The following is a 23,933-nucleotide window of genomic DNA, read 5'->3' as shown; positions in this document are numbered from 1 at the left end:
CAGTTAACATAAATTATAATAGTATGGATACAACCATGAGTGATAAAAATAGATTGATGCCAGATGAAACTAAAACCGAGCGCAAAATTCGTTTGCGGAAGGTTGCCGCTGCAACAATCGTTGGATCAATGCTGGAGTGGTATGATTTTTATCTGTATGCATTGATGGCTGCCACGGTTTTTTCTAAAGTTTTCTTTAATCCTGCTGATGCGCAAAATGCTACCTTACTGTCTTTCTCGACCTTCGCAATCGGCTTCATAGCCCGACCGTTTGGAGGGATTCTTTTCGGATACCTTGGAGATAAGTTTGGCCGCAAACGTATGTTGATGGTGACGTTTTGCCTAATGGGAGTTTGCACAACAATTATTGGACTCATCCCTGGTTATGCCACGTTGGGCATTTGGGCACCAGTAACGTTGGTGTTGATTCGAATCCTGCAAGGTCTAGGCGCTGGTGCGGAACTCGCTGCAGCAGCTGTCACAGCGTATGAGCATGCAGACGAGAACAAGCGCGGCAGCCAGGGCGCATGGCCCGCTCTGGGGTTGAACCTGGGTCTGCTTCTATCGTCGCTAACGGTCTATCTTTTGACGATGCAGGGTGAAGCATTCTTGCTTGCTGGAGGGTGGAGAATCCCATTTGTAGCCAGTATCGTTCTTGTGATGGTGGGATTGTGGGTGCGCAGAAGCATTCCAGAAACTATTGCGTTCCAGGAGATTAGTGAAGAAAAAGAGTCTCAGTTAACGTCGAACACAGGGATAGAAAAAGCGCCTTTGCTGACTTTGCTTAAGAAAGACTTAAAAGGTCTTGTTGTAGTGCTTCTTGTTGCAATTGGATACAACGCTCTAAGCTATATATTCAAAACATTTTCACTTGCATACCTCACCTTGTATAAGGGTGTCTCAGCAAACACCACGTCACTTTCTGTAACCATTGCCAGTCTAATAGCAATTTTCATGGTTCCTTGTTTTGGAGCTTTATGTGATCGCTGGAGCAGCAAAAGAGTATTGATGGCTGGAGGGACGCTGTCTGCAATATTTGCGTACACCTTCATGCAGCTTTTGGAGACAGGCCAGAGCTTGTGGATATTCATCGCTATAGGTTTTGCGACCGGCGTACTTGCGCCTATGATGTTCGCTCCTCAAGGCTCTTTCTTGAGTCGCCAGTTTCCTGCTAATACAAGATCATCAGGCGTTGGTACTGGTCGTGAAATTGGAACTGCTATAGCGGGTGGCCTAGCTCCACTTGGAGCGTTATCCTTGGTTTCAAGCTCTCCAACGCACTCAACAAATGGCGTTGTACTGATCTTGATTTTATCAGCAGTTTTGTTGGTCGTGGCTTGCGCATTTGATCAAGGTGCTAAGAGTTCTAGTTTCAAGAACTGATGAATAGGTCTGTCTCTTTTATCATAGATAATGCGTGTACAGTGTATGGAGAAAATAATGGAAATTGAAAAAGATGATGTGAGAGTTGAGTTAAAGAAATTGGTTGATGTGATGCGTTTAGAAGAAAGTTATACATCTTTATTATCTGGCGGTCTATTTTCAATAGATCAAGTTGCAAGTGATGTTTACGCTTTATTAGACGCTACTCAATCCTGTTGGGTTGGTGTGTGCTATTACTTTCAAAGGCGATCTTCTTCAAAAGAAGATCGCCTTGGTATGCAAGAAGAATTTAAGGAGCTTTTAGATCTTTTGGAGTTCGAGAAGCAATTTAGCACCGTTCGGGCTCATACTAGATTGATTCCTTTAGATGCCTGTTCGATATTGACCCACTTTTATAGAGTGCTACGTATTGAAGAAATTTTATGTAAGTATAAAAATATTTTAAATCGGTATCAACATGATTGATTTTACTTCTTTTTATCACGCAGGCTATCTGCAAGTTTTATTAGTTGTTCCAAGTCTTCAATAGTCTCTAGTTGAAGAGCTTTTTCAGTTAGGTTATGTCGGAGCATATGAATACGTTGAGCTGTAGAGTCTTGTGGTGGAAGTATCTCCATCGGAGATACTCCGAACAGGTCTGCCAACCTAAGCAGATCTTCGATGTTAGGCATAGTTTCAGCTCTTTCATACCGGCTAATGGTATTAGGCTCGCAGTCTATGAGTTCTGCCACTTCAGACTGCTTCAGCCCCTTACCTGTGCGTAGCAGCTTCAGGCGAGCGGCGACAAAATCGCGCATGATTTCTGATCCCTTTTTGGAGCCAGAGAGCATCAGCACTGACGCTCCAAAAAAAAACACCAGAAATAGATATTTTTATTCATTTCTGGTTGATTTTTTTTGTGTTTGCTCTATTTTGTTACCTACAAATCCATCACCTGCTGGCCATCCCGACCCAGATACAGATGGAGCTGGTTCTCATCAGCACACCACTCGCCCCTGCGCTCAGCGGTTTGGGAATTCGAAAGAGCGCCTGATCGGAAGGTTCTGAATATGAAAAATTGGCGTGTTTTGATGCACAATTCTGCCGTACATCAGTCACTTATCACGTTGATCGAACAGTTGGACGTAGAGGTGTATTCCCCCGAAAGCACTACCTACCGCAAACGTCCGGATCGCCCTTCATCGGTAGAGACGAAGGTGCGTTTGTTTCCTGGCTATCTGCTGCTGCGCTTCGATCCTGAGGTCACGCACACGACGACTATCACCGCGCTGAATGGCGCTCATGGGTTCGTTCAGTTTGGCGGTAGTGCCTGTGTTGTGCAGGACGCTACGGTCGAGCAATTAAAAGCCGCTACCTTGGTTCGTTCTAACCGTCAGCTTGACTGCATCGAGTTTCGTAATTTGCCGACTGAGCTGGAAAAGACGCTGCGTCTGATCATCGACATGAAATCTGAAGCTGCGCGCAGAGCGGCTTTCTTTGCTCTGCTGGCCCAGGACGCAGCGCTGGAACGCCTTGTCAGACGCTCCGGAACCCTTTGCTATTCGAGGGTACGTGCCGCTTAGGCATTACCACTTCCCACTATTTCCCATTTCACCGCCTGGTCTAGCCAGGCGGTGTTTTTTTGCGTTCTCACAACCTTCAGGAGTTCCCATGGCGTCATCCGAAGATGAAGCAACCACCAAGACATCAAGCGTTTATATCCGAGCGGTCAGGGTGGAGGCGCTGAACAAAGCCGCGATACGGGTGAGCTATGAAACCAAAAGCTCCAGGCAGATTTCGCCCTCGGAGCTCGCTCGCTATCTGATCGATAACTATTTGGAGCATGCCGTTCAGGAGCTCATTGCAGAGGCTGCAAGAAAGTAGTCGTTCCGTAACTCAGGAGTTCTTAACATGCTCACCACCAGTGCCTTTCTGGCCCTGGCTATGCAATGTGCTCCCTCGATACACCCAGCCACGCTTACCCCCATCGTCAAGACAGAATCCTCCTTCAATCCCTATGCCATTGGCGTGGTCGGCAAAGTGTTGCCGCGTCAACCGCAAAGCCTGGATGAAGCCGTATTGGCGGTGAAAAAGCTGGTGGCAGAGGGCGCTGATTTCAGCATCGGCCTGGGCCAGATCAACCGGCAGCATTTCGATGTCAACCGACCCGAACCCGTATTCGAGCCCTGCACCAACCTGCGCATGGCAGAGCGAGAGCTACAGGCCTGCTACGTAAAGGCCAGCAAAGCCGATCCGGATACGCAGGGAGCTTTGCGCAAAACCATTTCCTGCTACTACAGCGGCAACCTTAAACGCGGATTCAAGGCCGAGGCCGCTTTTGGCGGCAGCAGCCACGTGCAGCGTGTGTTGGCCAATGCAGGCGGTACTACCGTTACCGTCCCGGCTCTGGAAGGCGGCTCCGCTGAGCCAAGCCAGCTCCAGCGCGCTCAGGCCCCGGCGTCCTCCGTTGATCCGACCTACGAAAGCTGGGACGTGCTGCGCCAGTACCCGCGTTATCTGCCACCTGCGCCACCGCCTGTTTCTGCTCCATCCGCTGCACCTGCTGTTCCGGCTTCACCCCCAGAACAACCCTCAACTCTCCCTAAAGAGGATCAATGATGATCAAACGTACCCTTGTGCCCAACAAAGGCGAACTCTGCATTCTGCTGGTGGCCGTGGCCTGCCTGCCCGGCATCGCTTCCGCTGACTGGCTCAGCACGCTGAACCAGTGGGGCAGCAATATCCGTCTGGGCCTCTATACCCTGGCGGGCACCCTGGGCCTGGTTTGCCTGATCTGGTCAGGTGCCCAATGGCTGATTGCCCGCTCCACGGGTGACCGCTCGCACACTTTCATGGACTACCTGCAGCAAGTCGGAGTGATCCTGGTTGTCGGTGGGTCTGTGGCCTTGGCCACGGCGGCCTGGCAGGTGTTCGGCACCGGCGTGCCGGGTTGACCAGGAGCGCTTATGGCCGGTAATGAAGTACTCAAGAAACTGACCTTCGAAAGCTACAACGCGATGAGTCGGCCCGCGATGTTCTGGAACATCCCCATCATGCCGATGGTGGGGTTGCTGATGGGCGGCCTGGTCTTCGGTGTGGCCGCAACCTTCCTGCTGTCCTGGGTGTGGGGCCTGGTCGCTGCCGCCCCGTTCCTGATTGCCCTCATCGCCTTGAGGGTTGTGGGCCTGATTGATCCTCAATATTTGCGCCGCATCCGCTTTGGGCGGCGGCGTCTCTGGCTGAGCCTCAAGTACGGCAAACCGTTGTTGCTGACCCCCTTTAACCCGCAATGGAATGAATTCTATGGCGCACGATTTTCACAAAAGCGTTATGCCCCCGGAAAAGAAAGCGCCATTGATGCGCTATCCGGTCCACGAACACATGGTGACCCTGCCCGGCAATCGCCTGGTGAGCCTGATCCAGTTGAAGGGGGTTTCCAGCGAGACCCGCAGTGATGACGAACTGGTCCACCTGTTTCATAACCTCAACCGCTACTTCCTGGCCCTGGGCAAAAAGGAAGGCAAGCACCTGATGCTGCAAACCTACATCACCAAGACGGGCATCGAGCTGGACACGCCGTACACCTTGCCGTTGCCCGCGCTTCAGGACTTCGTGGACGCTTACACCGCACCGTTTCGCAACGGCACCTTCTATCAGGTCGGGTACAGCATTGCCCTGATCCTCAAGTACCGCGAGGTGGATGAAGGGATCGAGCGCATGAGCGACCTGTTGTCACTTTCCTCTACGTTGCTGGCCGAATATGACCCGGTCATCATGGGCCTGGAGGAGAACGAACACGGCGCGCTGTTCTCGCAGATCGGGCGCTACTACAGCCTGCTGATCAACGGGCACGAAAAAGACGTGCTGGTCAGCGACACCCGGCTGGGCGACGCGATCATAGATAGCGTCACCAACTTCGAAAACTACGATTTTGTCGAGAACCGTCCTAACCGAGGTGGCCAGCGTTTCGCGACGACCTTTGACCTGCGCGACTACCCCAGTGGCGGGACCTACCCCGGCATGTGGGACGAGGCCATCGAGCAGCAGTTCGAGTTCACCCTGGTGCAAACGTTTCTGTTCGAAGACCGCAACAAGGCCAAGGACAAATTCAAAAAGCACGTGGCGGACCTGGGCTCGGTCGAGCGCGATTCCAGGCAGACCGAGGAGCTTGAAAATGCCATCGAGGCCATCACCCTGGGCGACAAGGCGTTTGGTCGCTATCACGCCTCCCTGATCGTCTTCGGCAAGACCCCGGACCAGGCCATCGAGAACGGCACGAAAATGGCGTCGGTGTTTACGGTGCGTGACGCGACCTTTGTGCGTTCGACCATGAGCAACATCGACACCTGGTACACGCAGTTCCCCGGTGTGACCGAGGCCATGTACCCCATGATGAAATCGACCGAGAACCTGGCGTGCAGCTTTTCCCTGCACTCCACCCCCACGGGCAAGGTCAAGGGCAACCCCATCGGTGATGGCACGGGTGTGATGCCCGTGCTGACGGCCAACAAGGCGTTGTATGTCCTCAACGTGCATGACAGCCCGCCCGGCCAGAACAACCTCGGTGAAATGCTGCCAGGGCATGCGGTCTTCACGGGCCAGACGGGGGTCGGTAAAACCACCGCGGAGGCCACCCTGCTGACCTTTCTCAGCCGCTTCGATCCGCTGATTTTCGGCATCGACTACAACGAGTCGTTGCGACATTTGCTGTGTGCATTGGGGGCCGAGTATTACACCGTGCAGCTGGGGCACTTCACCGGCGTCAACCCGTTCCAGTTTCACGACAGTCCGGGGTTGCGGCAAATGCTGTTTGACCTGGTGCTGTGCTGCGCCGGTGGACCTGACAAGAGCAATGACGCTGACCAGAAAAGGATCAAGGACTCTATCGAGGCGGTCATGGCGCACACCAACGTGCGCAATCGCAGCATGTCATTGCTGCTGCGAAACATCCCCGAGCAAGGCGAAAACTGCTTGCGGACCCGGCTATCGAAATGGTGTCGCCTGGCCGGTGAAGGCCGTGTAGGGCAATACGCCTGGGTACTGGACTCGCCGGTCAACCAGTTCGATGCGCAGACCTACCGGCGTCTCGCCTTCGATTGCACGCAGTTACTCAAAAACAATTATGCCGAGAAACACCCCGAGGTCATGGAGGCGTTTCTGAACACGCTGTTCTACATGAAGCGCGAAATGCACGAAGCCCGCCCCGGCAACCTCCTGCTGAACGTGGTGGCCGAGTACTGGGCACCGTTGTCGTTCAAAAGCACGGCGGATGCCATCCAGGAGGTCTTGCAGAGCGGTCGTATGCGCGGGGAAATCCTGATCATGGACACCCAGTACCCCGAGCAAGCGCTGGCGACGAAGTATGCTCCGGCGGTCATTCAGCAGGTGACCACCCCCATGTGGTTGCCCAATGAAAGGGCCCTGCCGGAGAACTACGCGAAGTTTGGCGTCACGGGCAAGCTGTTCGACACCGTGCGTGCCATGGGGAAACTCAGCCGGGAAATGGTGGTGCAGCAGGGTCACCAGACGGTGAAGCTGAAGATGGAGCTGGGCGGCCCACTCAAGTACTGGTTGCCGTTGCTGTCGGCCACGGTAATGAACCTGGCAGTGGCCGAGCGTATCCGGCAACACCTGGGCACGACCGATCCCAAGGTGTGGGTCGATGCGTTCCTGGTGGCCGAGGCCGTGCGCCAATGGTTGAACACCGACGATCCCGCTGTATGGCTGCCCGCGTTCGACTACGCCGACAACCTGCGCCAGTCCATGAACACGCGAGATGCACAGCGCTGGCTTCCGGCCTTTCAGAAAGCCTGGAAGGCCCTTCAGGAACACAACGAAATGGAGAATGAGTCATGAAAAAGCAGATGCTGGTTTGCGCGCTGAGCGCGCTCATGTTGACCGCAGCCCTGCCTGCTGCCCACGCCGCAGTGCCAGGCGTTCCGGTCCTGGACCCGTCTACCCTGCTCACGCTGAGGGCGAATGCGTTGGCCCAGGCCAAGCAGGCAATGGATGCACTGACCACGGCCAAGGACGCCATCCGCGAGACCGCGCAGCAGTACAACCATTACAAGAGCATCATCACCGGCAACGACATGCTGGGTGGGTTCCTGAACGACCCGGCCTTGAACAAGGTGATGCCCATGGGGGACTGGGCCGATGTCTACGGCACGGCACGGGACATCGCCAGTTTGCGTGACCGCTACGGCTTAACCTCGGATAATGCCAGCGTGCAGGCGAAATTCGACCAGATGATGTCGGTTGCCGATGCGCTGGAACGCAATTACAACGCCAGCACCGAACGGGTCAAGAACGCCGAGTTCCTACGGGCACGGTTGAACGAGGTGACGACCCCACAGCAGAAGGAGGATTTACAGCTGCGCTACCAGCAGGAGCTGATCGAGCAGCAAAACCAGCAGATGCGGCTGGCCAACATGCAGATGCTTCAGCAGCAGCAAGAGAAAATGGAAAACGAAAAACGGGCCCAGGCGTTCCGTGATTACATGAACGGTAAAACGAGCGTGCGGCCCAGCTACGATTGATTAACCAATAAATTCAAAAGGGAAGATGACCCATGTTTAAAAGAATGACCGCTTTTTCTTGCTTGGTGTTGTTTGCACTGGCGCTGTCAGGTTGCTTTGATGGCAAAGGGCAAGGGTTCGTTGGGCGATGGACTGGCGAAGACAAAACAAGAATGTTCAAGCCAAGCTTTGTCATGGATATCTCAAAAGACGGAGAAGTGTTTCACGTAAACCGTGAAACCACACAAGACCTTATGGGGGATGGGAAAAGAGAAAAAAGCATGAAGCTGTTAGAAGCCAAGGCTGAGTCGGATACGGTACTGAGTATGCGTGGCGGCCTTGTAACCATGCGTTTGGAAGGCGACGTCATCTATTTCGACAACATCACCTACACCCGAGCAAAATAACGGAGGCGGCATGAACATCAAAAACATAGCCCAGACGTTGTTCAATTTCGTTGATGCTGCTCTGCAAAGCGCCCTGGTCACCGGGATGGCCAAGGTGATGCTGGGGCTTGGAGCGCTCTTCGGGACGATGTGGTTGATCCACTTCACGCTTCGCAACATGCAGTGGCTGTACCGGGGAATGAACGTTGCCTTCGAGGATGTGGCCAAAGAAATCATGAAAATGGCTGCCATCACCGCGTGTGCGTTCAGTGTGCAATGGTACGTACAGACGATTGTGCCCTTTATCACCGGCTTGCCCAACTGGATGGGGGGCATTTTGTCCGGCCAGGAGGGCACGCAAACCAACCAGATCGACAGTTTGATCGTTACTTACGGTGCCAACCTGAAAGCCCTGATAGGGGCTATGAAGTTCGATATCTTCGACGCCAGTTTTTCTGATATTTGGTTGGGCATTCAGGGGGTGGTGTTTTATGCGATTGGAGGTATCCCGTTCTTGCTCGCCGCCGTGGCCACGCTGTTTGTACTGAAAGTCTCGACAACCGCTATCGTGGCCGTAGGGCCTTTGTTTATTGCCTTTCTGCTGTTCGATCAGACCCGGCAGTATTTCTGGGGGTGGGTTGCAGCCATCGCAGGCTTTATGTTGGCTCAGGTGTTGATATCGGTCGTGCTGGCTATCGAGATTGGTTTTATCAACACCGTGATGATAAAAAATGGCGTCATAGACACCAGTCTGGAGGGGAATCTCACCATCCTGATTGTCTTCTGCACGTTCACAGCGCTTGTGATCGAACTGCCTCAGCAAGCAGCCTCCATCATGGGCGGTGGCCCCTCCGGAGGCGGAATGATCAGCAAAATTTCAGGATTTGGAGCAGCAAGAAGCATGACCAGCGGTGCCGCCGCCGGCATTTCAAGACTGCGGAGGGGACGCAACAACATCAAATAGCACCTCGCTGTACCGGCTACATCCTCTCCCTACTCGCATCACCCTCGCTTCTCTCAGGTACTCCACTATGAATGTCAAACTTGCTTTGAGCGGGCTGCTTTCGGCTGCCTTGCTGTCAGGGTGTGGCTCTGCGCCCAAACTGTCCGAACCGGAAGGGCAGTGGGAAGACATGCCCTTCACCCATGCCCCAGCACCTCGCGCTGCCCCCGTGACCACGCCCGCTCCCGTGCCTGGCCGGGTAATGCCAGCAGCGAGTCCCGCGCCCCAGGCGCAGTCGCTCAAGACAATCAGCCCAAAGCGCCCGGCAACCGCCTCCACGGCAAAGCCCGCCGAGGCCCCGCCCAACGACTCCAAATGCTCCGCGAACTGATCCGCGCAGCGCGTGTTTGTCCCGTTTAGGTGATCTATGAAAAAGTTTCGAAAATCCAAACAGGACGTGATCGATCAGGAGCGGCAACTGGCCGCCCGTACCAGCATCGACGCGGCCACCGCACAAGACATCAGCCTGGCCGAACAGGCCTTCATCCATGCAGCGCGGTATTTCGAGAAGAACATCGCCGCCGACGAGAAGGCCAAGACCAAAAACGCCCGTCGCCTGGCGGGCTTCTTCGGTGTGCTGACCTTTATGTCCATCGCCGCCGTGATGGGCCTGACCCCGCTCAAGACCGTGCAACTGGGCCTGGTACGGGTAGACAACAACTCCGGCTACACGGACGTGGTGTGGGCCGACGACAAGGGCAAGCCACCGGAGCAGATCGATGACGAGTTTTGGCTCTCGGCCTATGTACGGTTTCGCGAGAGCTACAACTTCTCAAGCCACGACGCAGAGTTCGGCATGGTGGAGCTGATGTCCTACGGTGAAACGTTTACCGAATACCGCAACTTCCAGTTGTCCTCCAAGGGCTATCTGGAAGTGCTGGGGACCAACCGGCAAATCCGCACGGATATCAACAATATCAACTTCCTGGAACGCAAAGACCGGGAAGGCACCGCCCAGGTGCGGATCACCAAAACCGTGCTGGACCGCAACGGCACGCCTGATCCTCAGTTGGCCCCGGTGACCTGGGTGGCGACGGTGACCTACGACTACAAGAACCCTGCCAAAAAAGCCGGTGACCAATGGCTGAACCCCCGTGGTTTCGGGGTCAAGGCCTACACGATGACCCAGGAAGTGGGGGTGTCCAATGGGAAATAAAGCAGTTTCCAGTTTCGCCACCTTGTTACTCCTGACGTCCGGCCTGCCGGTCTTTGCCGAGAGCCTGGGCACCGGCTCGACGCTGGACCGTCGCGTGCAGACCGCTGTTTACAGCCCGGACAACGTGTACCGCATCCAGGCCTCGGTGGGTCGTACCTCGCTGGTTCAGCTTCCGGCCAACGAGACGATCAATGAGGCGTCAGGCCTGATGGTGTCCGGCGATCCGAAAGCCTGGTCCATCGGCCCGAACAAGGCCGGTAACCTGGTGGCCATCAAGCCCATCACCGACCGGGAGCCCAATACTAACCTGGTGATCAACACCAACCGGCACACCTACCTGCTGGAACTGAAACTGGTGACTCGGGCTGCGGACATGACCTACGCGCTGCGCTTCACCTACCCGGAACCGCCGAAAAAGTCCGGCGCGGTACGCCGTGACCCCGGCAACCCGTGCGACGGCCCGGTGCAAAACGGCCCCTATCAGAAGCGCTCCAGTGCAGAGAGCCGGTCCATAGCGCCGTATGAGGGCTGGGACAACGGCATGCTGACCTGCTTCCGCTTCACCGGCAACGGGCCTCGCCCGGTGCTGTACCAGGTACTCCCCGATGGCACCGAAACCCTGGCCGACGCGCACAACGAACAGAACGTGGTCGTGGTGCATGGGGTCAGCCGGCTGTTTCGGTTCCGCCTAAACGGCTTGGTTGTAGAGGCCCGGCCTACCGTTCAGGTGAACACGGGGTACAACTTCAACGGGACCACCACCGGCGAGATTCGGGAGCTCAAGCATGCAGAACAATGACAATGACCAGGCTCCTGAGAACACTCAAGGGACCACCGCCCAGCCAGATAGCATCGGGCCGCCCGAATCCGCAGCGGCTCCAGCAGCGGCCACGGAGCAAGGAGCGGCACCGAAACACGCCCCGGCCTCGGAGCCCGCCAGCACCCAGGCCCGTGGGGCCTTTGACGTGCGGACCAAACGCACAGGCGATGCCCAAAACAAGAAGTCGCTTTACCTGAGCCTGGCCGCGCTGGGGTTGGTGGGGCTGCTGGGTATTGTCGTGCTTTGCTACGCCACCATTTCCCGGATGAAAACCACCGGCTCCGAGGTTGACGAAACCCACGTCAAGAAGGACGCAACCCTGGACGTGAATCTGGGCAGCGACGACAGCATGAAAAAGGCGCGAGAGGCCAAGCTGGCCGCTGACAAAGCCGAAGAGGACAGGAGAGCCCGCGCTGAACGAGACCGATTGGCGAAGGAGGAAAAGGATAAAAGGGACGCCAATCGTGGATCGACCGATCAGGGACATGCCGCCAGTGTGCCGCCACCGCCCGGCCAGAACACACCGGTCGTGGAGACCCCCCGGCAACGCAAACTGGGGGCTGCAATGTTCGTCACTTCGGAAGATGCGATGGGCACCGGCGCTGCGGATACTCAGCCGCAACCGCCGACCAACGATCAGCCTTCACTGCCGCCTTCATTACTGGCTGACGTTCAGGGTGGATCGAGCAGCGGTTTGGGGGGTGAATCGCCCTCCAGAAAACGCAGCAGTCTGAGTGACCTGGGCGGCACCACCTTTGCGCCGGCCAAAGCGTACCTGGCACCGAACCGCAAGTATCTGGTCAGCCACAACACCTACACGCGCTGCGCGCTGTACACCGAAATCATCAGCACCCACCCAGGGCTGGTGGATTGTCGTCTGACCGATCCGCTGTATTCAGCCGATGGCTCCACGGTGATTGCGGCGGCCGGGGACAAGCTGACCGGCGAGCAGACCGTTCAGGTAGGGCCAGGTGAAACCAGCGTGTTCACCACCTGGACCGAAATCGAAACCCAATCGGGTGTGCGGGCCAAGATTGACAGCTTGGGTGCAGGCCCCATGGGAGCCAGCGGGACCGAAGCCTGGATCAATCGCCACTACATGCAGCGCTTTGGCGGTGCGGTGATGTTGTCGTTCATCCAGGACGCGCTTCAGGCCGCGTCCAACACGACGCAGAAAAGCTCGGGATCTGGAGGCTACACGGTGAACAACAGCGAGCAGAACGTGGAGAGCATGGCCAACAAGGCGCTGGACAGCACCATCAACATTCCGGACACCGCGCATCTGCTGCCGGGCACCGTGATCACCGTGATCGTGGCCCGCGACATCGACTTTTCATCGGTTTTCGAGAACCGCTAAGGAGTATTCATGACGCAAGAACCAGATCACTCGCAAGACCCAGAGGAACAAGGACTGACCGAAGACACGCTGGTCCTGGACTTTCTCGACCAGGCAGGCGTCACCGAACGCCTGAATCGCCCCGGCACCCAGGACGTGGCCATTAACCGGCCCTTTGAAATCTGGGTAGACGGTCCAGACGGCTGGGTGCGCGAGGACGCGCCCTGGCTCACCTACAGCCTGTGTTGGCGGCTGGCCAACGCGCTCTGTGCGCTGAACTACCGCGTGCTGGCTCCTCATTCACCGATTCACACCGTGAAATTGCCTGGCGGGGAGCGGGGGCAGATCGTCATGGCTCCGGCATGCGAGGAAGGCACCCTGTCGATGACGTTTCGCAAACCCTCCTTGCTGCGCTTCACCCACAAGGATTACGTCAACAGTGGCCGCTATGACCGGGCCCAGGCCATCGCTTCACCGGTGCTGACCCTCAAGCCCTGGCAGTGCGACATGAAGGACGCTCACGCTGCCGGGGACTTTGACCCGTTCATGGAAATGGCCGTTGCCCATCGTCAGAACATCATCGTGTTTGGCGGGCCCGGGTCGGGCAAAACCACTTACGGCAAGTCACTGATCGACCTGTTTCCGGCTCACCGGCGCATGGTCACGATCCAGGAAATGCTGGAAGACCCCCTGCCGTTTCATCCCAACCATGTGCATCTGTTCTACGGGCATGTGGTGGGACCCAAAGCCCTGGTGGCCAGCTCGCTGCGGATGAAGCCCGACCACCTGTTCCTGACCGAGCTGACGGGTGACGAGGTGTGGCACTTCATCGAGATTCTGAACACCGGCACCAAGGGCACCGTGACCACGGCGCACGCCAACGACAGTGAAGCGGGCTATGCCCGTGTGTGCGGCCTGGTGAAGCAGTCGGAAGTCGGCAAGGGCCTGGACTACGCTTACATCGAGCGCCTGGTACGGACCTCATTCGACGTGGTGGTGTACATGGAAAAGCAGGACATCCTGGAAGTGCATTACGAACCCGAATACAAGCTGGCCTTGCTCAATGGTCAGCGTCAACGAGCTAAATAGGAGTGGGTCATGTGGTTGAAACGGATTTTTACTCGGAAGTTTGCAACACGCGGTAGCGGTAAGCGCGTAGCAGAAAGGCCCAAGCCACCCACGCAGCCATACGTTCTGCTGCTCAATTACTCACAGTTCTACGCAGTGGCCGAAGCCATCCAGATGGATTACGTCACCTTGCACAACAGCATTATGCGCAACCCTGCACACGGCCTGGAGAAAGCCCTTGTAGAACGCGAGCGGCACAACCGTGATGCATTGGGGCAAGTGTTCACGATGATCGAAGCGCTCCAGCCTTATCCGAGGACGTTTGCAGCATTCGAGGCGGCACGTGCTCACGTTCAGGAGGCCGAGCACACGCTCGTAAGGCAGGGTGATAGGAGACGTTTATGTGGTGGAGACTGACATTACTGGTCATCGCATTGATGCTGGTGTTCTTCGTGGCAGGTCTTTATGCAGGGGGTGCGATGTTTCTGCACCTGACTCAGGGTCACTTCGCAGGCTTGGCGTGGGACACACTGTGGGAGGCCCGCAAGCTGCCCTGGAACGACCGGCGCATGCTTTACGTGCCCTGGTCGTGGTGTGTGACGGCAGCCCTGACGTTCCTGCCGGTCGGCGTTACGTTGATGGCCGTTTTCGTGCGCTTGAAGCCCAAGACTTCGCTGCACGGTGATGCCCGCTTTGCCAACGACCGCGAGCTGCGCCAGTTCGAGTACCAGGGCGAGTACAAGAACACCAGTAAGGCCCGCAAGTAGGCTTTACGCTCACTGCATGCATTCAGACAACAGACGAGGCATTACGATGACCACCGAAAAAGTGTTCGCAAAAAGTGACGCAAAAGACGTACTGGCGCTCTCTAAGGCATCAGCAGAAGCCATGTTGGCGAACTTCACCATAACCATCGTGTTGGCGGGTACGAAAACCGATGATGAGGTCACGCCGTTTATCGAAAGGCTGAATACCGGCCACAAGGGGAGCTGGACCACGCTCGCCAATAGTGAGTCAGGCTATGAGCGTGTGTGCCGTTTGGCGAAGCCATCACAGGGCACCAGTAAGACCCGCAAGTAGGCATTACGCTTGATACACCCGCATTTTCAGACCATCCCATGCAACGCCACACAGTCAGCTACCAGCCGCCTGGCGTTTGGCTGTGCCTACTCAAAGGAAATATGACCATGAATGTACGTACCGCACTGACCCTGTCCGCAGTATTCATGCTGTCCCTGACTGGCTGCGCCACCCAGTCCCAGGTGGATCGACAGACGAACCAGCTCGAAGTCATCAGCGCCTCGCTCAAGCAGATTCAGGCCAACCAGCAGCAGTCCATCGAGCTGCAAAAACTCCAGGCTGATCTTCAGCAGCAAAGCAACAACGAACAGGCGCTTCAGCGTCAAGCGAGGAGCCGCTGATGGCCAGAGCTAAATCCAAACCCATAAGCCCAAGCAATCCCCAAGAACGGATCGAGGAGCACCCCGCGTTCCTGCTCGGCAAGCACCCCACGGAGGATTCGTTTCTGGTGGCTGCTCCGCCAGGTTCCGGCAAGCCCGTAGGGGTGGTGATTCCTAATTTGCTCCGTTATCCCGATTCGGTTGTCGTCCACGATCCCATCAAGGATTCCATACAGCGTATGTGATTAAGCATGCTTAGAGGAAACAAGAGAATACGATTATGACAATCATCAAGCACGCGACTAACCCAGCAATTTTTGTTGGAACCTCCGACGAATTCGACACTGCTCAAGATGGAGAATTTTCGGCGTCTGGACTCTGGTTTTTTTATGTTTGCGGCAAAGAAGGGGGACTAGCCTGCTTATCGGCAGAGGATGCGATGCAGGCAGGCGAAAAGGAATTTTTCAGAAGAACCGAAAACGAAATTCGAGATTTCTTACACAGCGAGGTCTACGCATTAAAGCAGCGCTTGGCGTGTCAGATCGTCCCAGTGGCAGCGCCCGAACATGATGATGCGTTGGGTGATTGGATGGTAGAGGGGGTCTTTGAGACGAATGAACCGTATTCTGGACCGTTAAGCGGGCTAGGGTTAAGTCTGACCTGTTTCGCTGAGTTCGAAGGCGCTCCTTTAGGCTATCGCTTCGATGCCCTGCCAGGTTATCGACCGTTGATGGATGAAGCGTATGAAGCGCTGGCCCATCTCAAAGCAGCGCAGCCTGTGAGCGAGGTGTGTCAACCCTGGACGCGATGGATCATCAATGCCTTAAAAAGGGACCACGATATCGTAACGCTGGAAAGCGCCAATGATTCGTGGCTGGAACTCGCTTTTGGCGACCACATTGGGGAAGCCATACACATCGAGCAATCCTGTTGTCAGCGTCTCCCTAAGAGGAAATATTAAGATGACCACCGAAAAAGTGTTAGCAAAAAGTGACGCCACCGGAAGCGATGAACAGGAGATACGCAGCGAATGGGAATGCCGGTTCGCAGAGCCTGAAGATATTCCAGCCGCAGCGCTGGAGTATTTGCTGACAACCGGCGGCGACGCGCAGGAGATGCGCAGCGAAGACCAGGCCAATCTGGAGCAACTGGCTGCGGACCAGGCAGATGATCCACGCCGTAAGTTAGCTAAGGAAAGCCACGGTATGGATGCCGATCAATTGCTACTCGGATTATTGCGGGGACTGCGCAAATAAATAGCCACATCGCCCCCTGATACACCCGCATTTTCAGACCCTCCCCATGCAACGCCACACAGTCAGCTACCAGCCGCCTGGCGTTTGGCTGTGCCTACTCAAAGGAAATATGACGATGAATGTACGTACCGCACTGACCCTGTCCGCAGTATTCATGCTGTCCCTGACTGGCTGCGCGACTCAGTCACAGCTTGATCGACAGACGAACCAGCTCGAAGTCATCAGCGCCTCGCTCAAGCAGATACAGGCCAACCAGCAGCAGTCCATCGAGCTGCAAAAACTCCAGGCTGATCTTCAGCAGCAAAGCAACAACGAACAGACGCTTCAGCGTCAAGCAGGGGGCCGCTGATGGGCAAGGCTAAATCGAAACCCATCAGCCCGGACAATCCCCAAGAACGGATCGAGGAGCACCCCGCGATCCTCATTGGCAAACACCCCACCAAGGACACCTTCTTAGCCAGCTATGGCCAGACGTTCGTCATGCTGGCCGCGCCCCCTGGCACCGGCAAAACGGTGGGGGTCGTTACCCCCAATCTACTGAGCTACCCCGATTCGGTGGTGGTGAACGACCCCAAATTCGAAAACTGGAGGGACACGGCAGGTTTTCGGGCCGCAGCCGGACACAAGGTCTACCGCTTTTCGCCGGAGCTTTTGGAGACGCACCGCTGGAACCCGCTAAGCGCACTCAGCCGCGACCCGCTGTACCGCTTGGGGCAGATACGCACGCTGGCGGGTGTGCTGTTCGTGTCGGACAACCCCAAGAACCAGGAGTGGTACAACAAGGCTGCCAACGTGTTTGCGGCCATCTTGCTGTACCTGATGGAAATGGAGGGCATGAAGCTCAATGGTATGAAGCTGACCTTGCCCCAGGCCTATGAGGTGGCGTCACTGGGCACCGGGCTCGGTGTGTGGGCGCAGCAAGCCATCGAGCAACACAGCACTGGCCCCAACGCGCTGTCAGTGGAAACCCTTCGTGAACTCAATGGCGTGTTCGAGGCCTCGAAGAACAAGAGCAGCGGATGGTCCACCACCGTCGATATCTTGCGCGGTGCCTTGTCCATGTATGCCGAGAAAACGGTGGCCTGGGCAGTCTCAGACACCGACATTGACTTCACCAAGCTGCGCAAGGAGAAGATCAGCATCTACTTTTGCGTGACCGGTAACGCGATCAAGAAATACGGCCCGCTGATGAACCTGTTCTTCACTCAGGCCATTCAGCAGAACACGGATGTGATGCCCGAGCAGGGTGGTCATTGCGCAGACGGCACGTTGATACTCAAGTATCAGGTGTTGTTCGTGATCGACGAAATCGCGGTCATGGGCCGTATCGAGATCATGGAAATGGCCCCGGCGCTGACACGCGGTGCAGGCCTTCGCTACATCATCATTTTCCAGGGCAAGGACCAGCTGCGCAGCGAGCGCACGTATGGCCGGGAGGCAGGCAACGGCATCATGCAGGCCTTTCACATCGAAATCGTCTACGGCACCGGCAATGTCGAGCTGGCCAAGGAGTACAGCACGCGCCTGGGCAACACCACGGTGCGCGTCCATAACCAGTCGTTGAACAGACAGAAGCATGAAATCGGTGCTCGAGGTCAAACAGACAGTTACAGCGAACAGCCCCGACCGTTGCTGTTGCCGCAGGAGGTCAGCGCCCTGCCTTACGGCGAAGAGCTGATTTTTGTGGAAGCCACAAAGACCACCCCCGCTGCCAACATCCGAGCCCGGAAAATCTTCTGGTACGAAGAACCCGTGTTCAAAGAGCGAGCCGGTATGCCGACGCCCGATGTGCCGATTGGCGATGCTTCCAAAATCGACGCACTCACCGTGCCGGTGCGCACCGTCGAAGCCAAGGTGGCGGTGGCCGACACCAAGCCCATGCAGGCCGAACAGCGGCAGCGCTGGAATCCCAGAGACAGCAAAGCCTCAGCAACCGAAGTGGCTCAGGCCGAAGCGGTCAAGGCTCAGCCCCCCGAGGTCGAGCCGGATCCCGAGCCTGCGCAGGCTGACGATACCCCCGAAACGATGTAGTCCCCCCACTGGCACATCCAAACGCTTGCAGGAGCAACACATGAATACCTTCAGCAAAACGGCTGACCGCCAGGGTCATGCCGCTGGCAACGCCGTGCCTGGTCGCGGCAAAGCGCGGGTCTGCGCGCTGTTCGCAGTGTGTCTGCTGGGCAGCGGCTCGGCCTTCGCCGGTGACCCGTGCAAGTCCGTGCTGTGCCTCTACGGCAAATTCACCGGCAACAGCGGTGGCAGCGAATGCCGCAGCGCCGAACAGGACTACTTCAGCATCCTGGTCAAGAAGCACGGAAACATCAGATGGAGCCAGACCGCTACGGCGCGCCAGGACTACCTCAACAGCTGTCCCGGTGCTGATCGCGGATACACCAAAAAAATCAACGACAAGTTCGGCAAGGTCCGGGGTTGATTCTGCACTCTATGAGATAGGTGATTATCATGATTTTTAAGAAAAACCAGCTAAGTGAAGATGTAAGAAAGAATCTGATTCTTCAAGGTGTATTGAAATACAACGAGGCAATGGAAGTACTGGAGTGGTGTTCCGGTATTCAGTGGCCGACCACGGAAGAAGGATTTTGTGAAACGTCAACGTACTTGCTCACCGAGCTCTTTATGAGGGCAAGGTATTAGCGTATTTCGAGGGGATGGACTCTGCCATCAGGGAAGACTTGGAGAAGAACCCTGCCACCCTGTTGGAAATAAAAGAAATCCTAAGCCATCCCCTTCGTGATGTTTTGTCAGTTCAGCGCGTTGTGAACAAATTTTCTCAAACGCTCCCGCTTTCTGATGTCGTTCAGGAAACGGACTTTGTCCAAGAAGATAGTATCAAAGTGTAATGATTATGATGCCAGCGCTTGATTGATAAATGACGCTAATAACTGAATTTCATTAGGGTGGTTAACACCCTGTTGAGGATAAAGCAATTGAAAATCGAACCGTTTATTTCACGTATTGAAAACGCCCTGAGCCAGAACGAAAAGTGCACGGGTGGCCTTATGGCCGCCACTCGGGTGTTTGGTATCCCTCTTGGTGCATCAGGTGCTCCCGAAGTCTTGACGCTCATCTACGCAGATGGTGTGTTCGCCAATAGCTTCTGGTACGGCCATGTGGTTCAGCACCCAATGAAATCCGGCGTATTTGTGGCTCTTTTGACATGGACCAACCGGTTTGTGAATGCCCAAACAGTGCCTTTGCTGTTTGAGCGTTTTGATCATTGGACGCGGGTGGCACTGGAGTACCACCCGTGCACGGTGCAATCTGAGGATGATGCCTATGCAGAGTGTCCGAGCTTTGACGAAGCGGTGGGTGCCCTGGAAACCATGATCAGTCGATTCGATCATGATATGAGAAGCGGTTACGAGGGGAGTGAATACGCCAGTTGCCCATCGGACTTACGCATCATTGACATCTACGGCGTCTCCAATTTGCGCGATCCCAATGGCGTCTTACCGGCCATCCCCAACTCAAGGAAGTAAGCCTTGCAACTTCACCCATGAAGGATTACCTGCCATCAAGGTCAGTGCGTTTTTAGACACACTAAAGGGATTTCCAAGTTTGGCGTATTGACGCCATATAGATGAACGATTTCATGGCAAGCGTCGCAGTAAGGAAGAACCTGAAGCGCTCTGTAGTTCGCAGGAGCACGTGAAACAAATTCGACAGGGTCAACCAGGTCGCCGTGGGGGGTTTGCGAATCGAGCTTTTCTCATCAATAGCCTCGGCATAAGTGGGGCGCGTTATTTGTAATCGGCTCCTCTGTTGGAGCACTTCCCTTATTAAATGCACACATTCATACACCATTGTCATCATAGAGAGATCATGATCGATGAGACTTTTTATTGCAGAAAAACCCGCTCTGAGCCAGGTCATTGCCGAGGCGTTGGGCACCGTCATACGCAAGGACGGCTATTTCGAGTGTGGCAGCCACGATATCGTCACCTGGTGCGTGGGCCACCTGCTCGAACTGGCCCCGCCCGAGGTGCACAACCCCGATTATAAAAACTGGGTTCAGGCCGATTTGCCCCTGAAGCTGCGCCCGGCCAAGTACCAGCCCATTGCCCGTACTCGCGACCAGCTCAAAGTGGTCCAGCAGCTGATCGGTCGCGCCTCGGAAATCGTCCACGCCGGTGATCCGGACGACGAAGGCCAGTTGCTGGTCGACGAGGTCCTGGTGCATTTCGGCAACACCGCGCCGGTCAAACGCATCCTGATCAACGACATGAACGCCAATGCCGCCCGCAAAGCGTTGGACGGTTTGCGCGACAACAGCGAGTTTTACGGTCTGTTCCAGAAGGCACTGGCCCGCAGCATCGGTGATCAGCTGTACGGGTTCAACATGACCCGCGCCTGCACCCTGGCCGGTAGGGCCAAGGGCGTCAAAGGCGTGTTGTCGGTAGGTCGCGTACAAACCCCGATTCTGGGGCTGATCGTGAATCGCTACCTGGCCAACAAGAGTCACGCCAGCGCGTTTTACTACACGGTTGCGGCCAGCCTGGCCGTTGGCAGCAGTCGTCCCCAGGCACGTCTCGTGGTGGCCGCTGATGCCCCGCTCGATGACAAGAACCGCATCATCGACGAGGCGTATGCCACCCAGGTGGCCGATGCGTGCCGAATGAAACCCGCAGACGTGATCGAGGCGCGTGTGGAGGAGAAGCAAACCCCGGCCCCCTTGCCGTTCGCGTTGCTCGACCTTCAGGTGTACATGAGCAAGACCCACAGCATCGATGCCGAGAAAACCCTGGCCCTGACCCAGGCGCTGCGCGAGAAGTACAAGGCCATCACCTACAACCGGTCCGATTGCAGCTACCTGTCCGACGAACAATTTGCCGAGGCTCCAGAGACTTTGAGCCTGCTAAGCCAGGCCCTGCCCGACCTGGCCGGGATGTTCACCGAAGTGAATTCGGAACGCAAAAGCCGGGCTTTCGACGACAGCAAGGTCTCGGCGCACACCGCGATCATCCCAACGGCAGTGAAGATCGACATTACTCAGCTCAGTGACGATGAGCGCGCCGTGTACCTGGCCATTGTCAAACGCTACGTCGCGCTGTTCTTGCCCGAAAAACGCTACCTCAGTGCCAAAGTGTGTTTTGGCGTGAACGGCCACACTTTCGTTGCGCGCTCCACCAAAGTGACGCACCCCGGTTGGACTGCCCAGGTGGCCGAGGACACCGAGGAGGAGGAAGACAACCAGGAAGATGGCGACCCCCTGTTTTTCGATGCCCTGGCGGCCTTGAAAGTCGGTGACGCCGGGGTATGCGACGGCATTACGGTCGCGAAGGAGAAAACCAAGCCCCTGCCGCTCTACACCGAAGCTGAGTTGCTCAAGGATCTACGGCGTGTCGCCAAGTATGTGCAAGATCCACGCATCAAGCAGCTGCTGATCGCCCGCGATCAGGGCAAGGATGGCGAAAACGGCGGCATCGGCACCCCGGCCACCCGTGGTGCGGTACTGGCCAAGTTGCAGGAGCGTGGTTTCTACGCGGTAGAGAAGAAAAAACTGATCCCCACCCCGTTGGGGCTGGAGTTCATCGCCGCGTTGCCAGCGATTGCGACCACGCCGGACATGACCGCGCTCTGGCATGAACAGCAACAGATGATCGAGGCCGGTGAACTGACCGTGGAGGCGTTCCTGGACGAACTGGAGGGCTTCATCGCAGACCAGGTGGAGAACATCGACCTGGGCAACGTGCAAGGCGATGGTAAGCCGGTATTGGACAGCCTGAACGCTCAGTGCCCCATGTGCGGCGGTGAACTGGCCGTCACCCCGCGAGTGATCGGCTGTCGCGCCTGCGCCTTCAAGTTCCATCCGGAAGTCAGCGGCAAGATGCTGTCGCCCGGCCAGATCGAGGCGCTGCTGACGAATGGCAAGACCGGCGTACTGAAGGGGTTTCACAGCAAGAAAACCGGCAAGTCCTTTGAAGCGGCCCTGAAGCTCAATCACGAAGCCAAGCTGGAATTCGTATTCAGCCGCAAACCCACGCGCGCGTAACCCTCTCTCCTAAGGAGGCTTTGGCTATGCCAGAGGAACAACAGCCCAAGGCAGCGCAGTGGCCAGACGGCGAAACAATGACGGCGCACTGCCCCAACTGCGAAACCCCTGCGACCGTGGATATCGTCAACGTCAGAAGGTGGCAAATGACCTGGCGTCCAGTGGATTGCGACAACTGCTTTGCGGAGTTTGAGTTGTCGGCAGACGGTTCAACGGCATTGATGCTGGGCCCTGCCGAGGAGACCACAACCCGTGGCCTAGAGCTTCTGAACACGATATTCGTGTTTGACCCAAACGAAGACACCCCTTAACGAACTCATTGAAGAAGGAGCGCAATCATGGCGCGTGGTGAACCGCCCCGGGTTTCTCGGAGACCCTTTTGTTTGAGTCATGCCACCTGGGCAGACTCGGTGAGTTGCTGATAATAGATTGCTTCTGCTTCGACCGGTGGAATATGACCGATTGGCTCCAGCAGGCGGCGGTGATTGAACCAGTCCACCCATTTCAGGGTTTCCAGCTCCACCGCCCCCCGTGTGGGCCAAGAGCGTCGATGAATCACTTCAGCCTTGTAAAGACCATTGATGGTCTCAGCCAAAGCATTGTCGTAAGAGTCACCGACACTCCCGACCGATGGCTCAATACCGGCTTCGACAAGACGCTCGGTATAGCGAATGGACACGTACTGCACGCCACGGTCACTGTGGTGAATGAGTCCACCCTGCTTGACTGGGCGACGGGCGTAAAGGGCTTGCTCCAGTGCATCGAGTACAAAATCGGTACGCGCTGAACTGGACACCTTCCAACCGACGATGAATCGGGCAAAGACATCAATGATGAAGGCCACGTAAACAAAACCCTGCCAGGTACTGACGTAGGTAAAGTCCGATACCCATAGGGCGTTCGGGCACTCAGCCACAAACTGACGGTTGACATGATCCTGCGGGCACGGCCTGGCTTGGTCGCTGACCGTCGTCTTGACGGGCTTGCCGCGTACCACGCCTTGCAGGCCCAGCTCTCCCATCAGACGTTGCACCGTACAGCGGGCGACTTGCAGTCCGTCACGCAGCAATTGTCGCCAGACCTTGCGCACGCCATATACCTGGAAGTGCTCATCCCAGACTCGCTGGATGTGCTCACCCAGTTCCTGGTCACGCTGCGCACGCGCTGACTGCTGGCTGGGGTCAGCCTGCTGAGCAGCGTACCGGTAGTACGTCGACGGGGCGATTGGCAACACCTTGCAAATCGGCTCGACCCCGTAAGACTGGCGGTTTTCATCAATAAACGTCTTCATCGTTTGAATGGGCGGTCGAGCTCCGCCTGGGCAAAATAGGCTGAGGCCTTACGCAAGATCTCGTTAGCTTGACGCAACTGACGGTTCTCACGCTCCAAGAGCTTGACTCGCTCACGTTCGACTGTGCTCAGCCCATCACGCTGGCCGCTGTTGCGCTCAGATTGGCGAACCCACAGCCGTAATGTCTCGGGCGTGCAGCCGATCTTGGGGGCAATGGCACTGATGGTGGCCCACTGCGACTCGTACTCAGGAAGGTGTTCGAAAACCATCCTGATGGCCCGCTCACGGACCTCTGGGGAATACTTCGGTAGTTTTTTCATCGCTC

Annotated in this window: 29 protein-coding genes, 1 pseudogene and 1 other annotated feature; of the genes and pseudogenes, 28 read left to right on the top strand and 2 right to left on the bottom strand. The window is 56.3% G+C overall.

Annotated features, from left to right (window positions below; genetic code table 11):
- Positions 1 to 35 precede the first annotated feature (35 nt).
- Both AC4ANE_RS28455 and AC4ANE_RS28450 read left to right on the top strand, forming a co-directional pair.
- The gene (locus tag AC4ANE_RS28455) at positions 36 to 1,382 is read left to right on the top strand and encodes an MFS transporter (protein WP_460409105.1); all 1,347 of its coding nucleotides are present in this window, start codon (positions 36 to 38) and stop codon (positions 1,380 to 1,382) included.
- Positions 1,383 to 1,439: 57 nt separating this feature from the next.
- Positions 1,440 to 1,847: a hypothetical protein gene (locus AC4ANE_RS28450; RefSeq protein WP_170947358.1), complete on the top strand. Its 408-nt coding sequence runs from the start codon at positions 1,440 to 1,442 to the stop codon at positions 1,845 to 1,847.
- Between the two features lie 2 nt (positions 1,848 to 1,849).
- On the opposite strand, the gene AC4ANE_RS28445 is transcribed toward AC4ANE_RS28450, so the two are convergent.
- Positions 1,850 to 2,212 (bottom strand): helix-turn-helix domain-containing protein, encoded by a 363-nt coding sequence (locus AC4ANE_RS28445; protein WP_238598969.1) that lies wholly within the window; start codon positions 2,210 to 2,212, stop codon positions 1,850 to 1,852.
- A gap of 219 nt (positions 2,213 to 2,431) precedes the next feature.
- Here AC4ANE_RS28445 and AC4ANE_RS28440 point away from each other — a divergent pair, with 219 nt between their 5' ends.
- The 26 genes and pseudogenes from AC4ANE_RS28440 (at position 2,432) to AC4ANE_RS28315 (ending at position 22,628) form a co-directional block, all read left to right on the top strand.
- Complete coding sequence (locus AC4ANE_RS28440; RefSeq protein ID WP_460409103.1) at positions 2,432 to 2,944, top strand: transcription termination/antitermination NusG family protein; 513 nt, start codon at positions 2,432 to 2,434, stop codon at positions 2,942 to 2,944.
- An 88-nt stretch (positions 2,945 to 3,032) separates the two neighbouring features.
- Positions 3,033 to 3,245 (top strand): hypothetical protein, encoded by a 213-nt coding sequence (locus AC4ANE_RS28435; protein WP_460409101.1) that lies wholly within the window; start codon positions 3,033 to 3,035, stop codon positions 3,243 to 3,245.
- A 27-nt stretch (positions 3,246 to 3,272) separates the two neighbouring features.
- Entirely contained in the window at positions 3,273 to 3,980 is a 708-nt protein-coding gene (locus AC4ANE_RS28430) for a lytic transglycosylase domain-containing protein (protein WP_460409100.1), read from the top strand.
- The gene (locus AC4ANE_RS28425; RefSeq protein WP_020325459.1) at positions 3,980 to 4,315 is read left to right on the top strand and encodes a hypothetical protein; all 336 of its coding nucleotides are present in this window, start codon (positions 3,980 to 3,982) and stop codon (positions 4,313 to 4,315) included. The genes AC4ANE_RS28430 and AC4ANE_RS28425 overlap by 1 nt, the downstream gene beginning before the upstream one ends.
- Before the next feature lie 12 nt (positions 4,316 to 4,327).
- A complete protein-coding gene (locus AC4ANE_RS28420; protein ID WP_460409099.1) occupies positions 4,328 to 4,816 on the top strand; it encodes a conjugal transfer protein in 489 nt (162 codons plus the stop codon).
- Complete coding sequence (locus AC4ANE_RS28415) at positions 4,719 to 7,217, top strand: VirB4 family type IV secretion system protein (protein WP_460409097.1); 2,499 nt, start codon at positions 4,719 to 4,721, stop codon at positions 7,215 to 7,217. The genes AC4ANE_RS28420 and AC4ANE_RS28415 overlap by 98 nt, the downstream gene beginning before the upstream one ends.
- A complete protein-coding gene (virB5, locus tag AC4ANE_RS28410; RefSeq protein WP_460409096.1) occupies positions 7,214 to 7,900 on the top strand; it encodes a P-type DNA transfer protein VirB5 in 687 nt (228 codons plus the stop codon). The genes AC4ANE_RS28415 and virB5 overlap by 4 nt, the downstream gene beginning before the upstream one ends.
- Positions 7,901 to 7,932: 32 nt before the next feature.
- Positions 7,933 to 8,286 (top strand): hypothetical protein, encoded by a 354-nt coding sequence (locus tag AC4ANE_RS28405; protein ID WP_460409094.1) that lies wholly within the window; start codon positions 7,933 to 7,935, stop codon positions 8,284 to 8,286.
- Positions 8,287 to 8,296: 10 nt separating this feature from the next.
- On the top strand, positions 8,297 to 9,229 hold the full coding sequence (locus AC4ANE_RS28400) for a TrbL/VirB6 family protein (protein ID WP_460409093.1): 933 nt from the start codon (positions 8,297 to 8,299) through the stop codon (positions 9,227 to 9,229).
- 406 nt (positions 9,230 to 9,635) lie between these two features.
- Positions 9,636 to 10,424 (top strand): VirB8 family type IV secretion system protein, encoded by a 789-nt coding sequence (locus AC4ANE_RS28395; protein WP_460222189.1) that lies wholly within the window; start codon positions 9,636 to 9,638, stop codon positions 10,422 to 10,424.
- Positions 10,414 to 11,223: a TrbG/VirB9 family P-type conjugative transfer protein gene (locus AC4ANE_RS28390; RefSeq protein WP_460409092.1), complete on the top strand. Its 810-nt coding sequence runs from the start codon at positions 10,414 to 10,416 to the stop codon at positions 11,221 to 11,223. The genes AC4ANE_RS28395 and AC4ANE_RS28390 overlap by 11 nt, the downstream gene beginning before the upstream one ends.
- Positions 11,210 to 12,601 carry a TrbI/VirB10 family protein gene (locus AC4ANE_RS28385; RefSeq protein WP_460409090.1) on the top strand — a complete coding sequence of 464 codons (1,392 nt, stop codon included), beginning with the start codon at positions 11,210 to 11,212 and terminating at the stop codon, positions 12,599 to 12,601. Before AC4ANE_RS28390 ends, AC4ANE_RS28385 begins: the two co-directional genes overlap by 14 nt.
- Positions 12,602 to 12,610: 9 nt before the next feature.
- Positions 12,611 to 13,669 (top strand): P-type DNA transfer ATPase VirB11, encoded by a 1,059-nt coding sequence (virB11, locus tag AC4ANE_RS28380; RefSeq protein WP_057443015.1) that lies wholly within the window; start codon positions 12,611 to 12,613, stop codon positions 13,667 to 13,669.
- 9 nt (positions 13,670 to 13,678) lie between these two features.
- Positions 13,679 to 14,065, top strand: a complete 387-nt coding sequence (locus tag AC4ANE_RS28375; protein ID WP_057443016.1) for a hypothetical protein — start codon at positions 13,679 to 13,681, stop codon at positions 14,063 to 14,065.
- Positions 14,050 to 14,415, top strand: coding sequence for a hypothetical protein (locus tag AC4ANE_RS28370; RefSeq protein WP_460409088.1), 366 nt, complete (start codon positions 14,050 to 14,052; stop codon positions 14,413 to 14,415). Before AC4ANE_RS28375 ends, AC4ANE_RS28370 begins: the two co-directional genes overlap by 16 nt.
- Positions 14,416 to 14,461: 46 nt before the next feature.
- Positions 14,462 to 14,728 (top strand): hypothetical protein, encoded by a 267-nt coding sequence (locus AC4ANE_RS28365; protein WP_460409087.1) that lies wholly within the window; start codon positions 14,462 to 14,464, stop codon positions 14,726 to 14,728.
- Between the two features lie 107 nt (positions 14,729 to 14,835).
- Complete coding sequence (locus AC4ANE_RS28360; protein ID WP_460409086.1) at positions 14,836 to 15,069, top strand: hypothetical protein; 234 nt, start codon at positions 14,836 to 14,838, stop codon at positions 15,067 to 15,069.
- Positions 15,069 to 15,266: pseudogene (locus AC4ANE_RS28355) on the top strand (type IV secretory system conjugative DNA transfer family protein); the annotation flags it as partial. The gene AC4ANE_RS28360 and the pseudogene AC4ANE_RS28355, both read left to right, overlap by 1 nt.
- A 62-nt stretch (positions 15,267 to 15,328) precedes the next feature.
- Positions 15,329 to 16,009, top strand: coding sequence for a hypothetical protein (locus tag AC4ANE_RS28350; protein ID WP_460409085.1), 681 nt, complete (start codon positions 15,329 to 15,331; stop codon positions 16,007 to 16,009).
- 1 nt (position 16,010) lies between these two features.
- On the top strand, positions 16,011 to 16,304 hold the full coding sequence (locus AC4ANE_RS28345; RefSeq protein WP_460409083.1) for a hypothetical protein: 294 nt from the start codon (positions 16,011 to 16,013) through the stop codon (positions 16,302 to 16,304).
- 115 nt (positions 16,305 to 16,419) lie between these two features.
- The gene (locus AC4ANE_RS28340; RefSeq protein ID WP_460409082.1) at positions 16,420 to 16,653 is read left to right on the top strand and encodes a hypothetical protein; all 234 of its coding nucleotides are present in this window, start codon (positions 16,420 to 16,422) and stop codon (positions 16,651 to 16,653) included.
- The gene (locus tag AC4ANE_RS28335; protein WP_460409128.1) at positions 16,653 to 18,335 is read left to right on the top strand and encodes a type IV secretory system conjugative DNA transfer family protein; all 1,683 of its coding nucleotides are present in this window, start codon (positions 16,653 to 16,655) and stop codon (positions 18,333 to 18,335) included. The genes AC4ANE_RS28340 and AC4ANE_RS28335 overlap by 1 nt, the downstream gene beginning before the upstream one ends.
- A gap of 40 nt (positions 18,336 to 18,375) precedes the next feature.
- A complete protein-coding gene (locus AC4ANE_RS28330; RefSeq protein WP_460409126.1) occupies positions 18,376 to 18,738 on the top strand; it encodes a TrbM/KikA/MpfK family conjugal transfer protein in 363 nt (120 codons plus the stop codon).
- Positions 18,739 to 19,252: 514 nt separating this feature from the next.
- Positions 19,253 to 19,804: a hypothetical protein gene (locus tag AC4ANE_RS28325; protein WP_095205442.1), complete on the top strand. Its 552-nt coding sequence runs from the start codon at positions 19,253 to 19,255 to the stop codon at positions 19,802 to 19,804.
- A 350-nt stretch (positions 19,805 to 20,154) separates the two neighbouring features.
- Positions 20,155 to 22,317 (top strand): type IA DNA topoisomerase, encoded by a 2,163-nt coding sequence (locus tag AC4ANE_RS28320; RefSeq protein WP_460409124.1) that lies wholly within the window; start codon positions 20,155 to 20,157, stop codon positions 22,315 to 22,317.
- A gap of 26 nt (positions 22,318 to 22,343) precedes the next feature.
- Positions 22,344 to 22,628: a hypothetical protein gene (locus tag AC4ANE_RS28315; RefSeq protein WP_054097452.1), complete on the top strand. Its 285-nt coding sequence runs from the start codon at positions 22,344 to 22,346 to the stop codon at positions 22,626 to 22,628.
- Between the two features lie 77 nt (positions 22,629 to 22,705).
- Here AC4ANE_RS28315 and AC4ANE_RS28310 read toward each other — a convergent pair.
- A protein-coding gene (locus tag AC4ANE_RS28310; protein ID WP_095178853.1) for an IS3-like element IS51 family transposase occupies positions 22,706 to 23,928 on the bottom strand; the annotation gives its coding sequence in 2 pieces (ribosomal slippage) (positions 22,706 to 23,643 and positions 23,643 to 23,928; 1,224 coding nt in all).
- Positions 23,534 to 23,650, bottom strand: a sequence feature (AL1L pseudoknot). It overlaps the preceding gene by 117 nt.
- Positions 23,929 to 23,933: the final 5 nt, after the last annotated feature.

The organism is Pseudomonas sp. Pme6b, assembly GCF_058129925.1.
The sequence above is the reverse complement of the archived record's forward strand: the minus strand, read 5'-3'. Positions and strand labels throughout refer to the sequence as shown.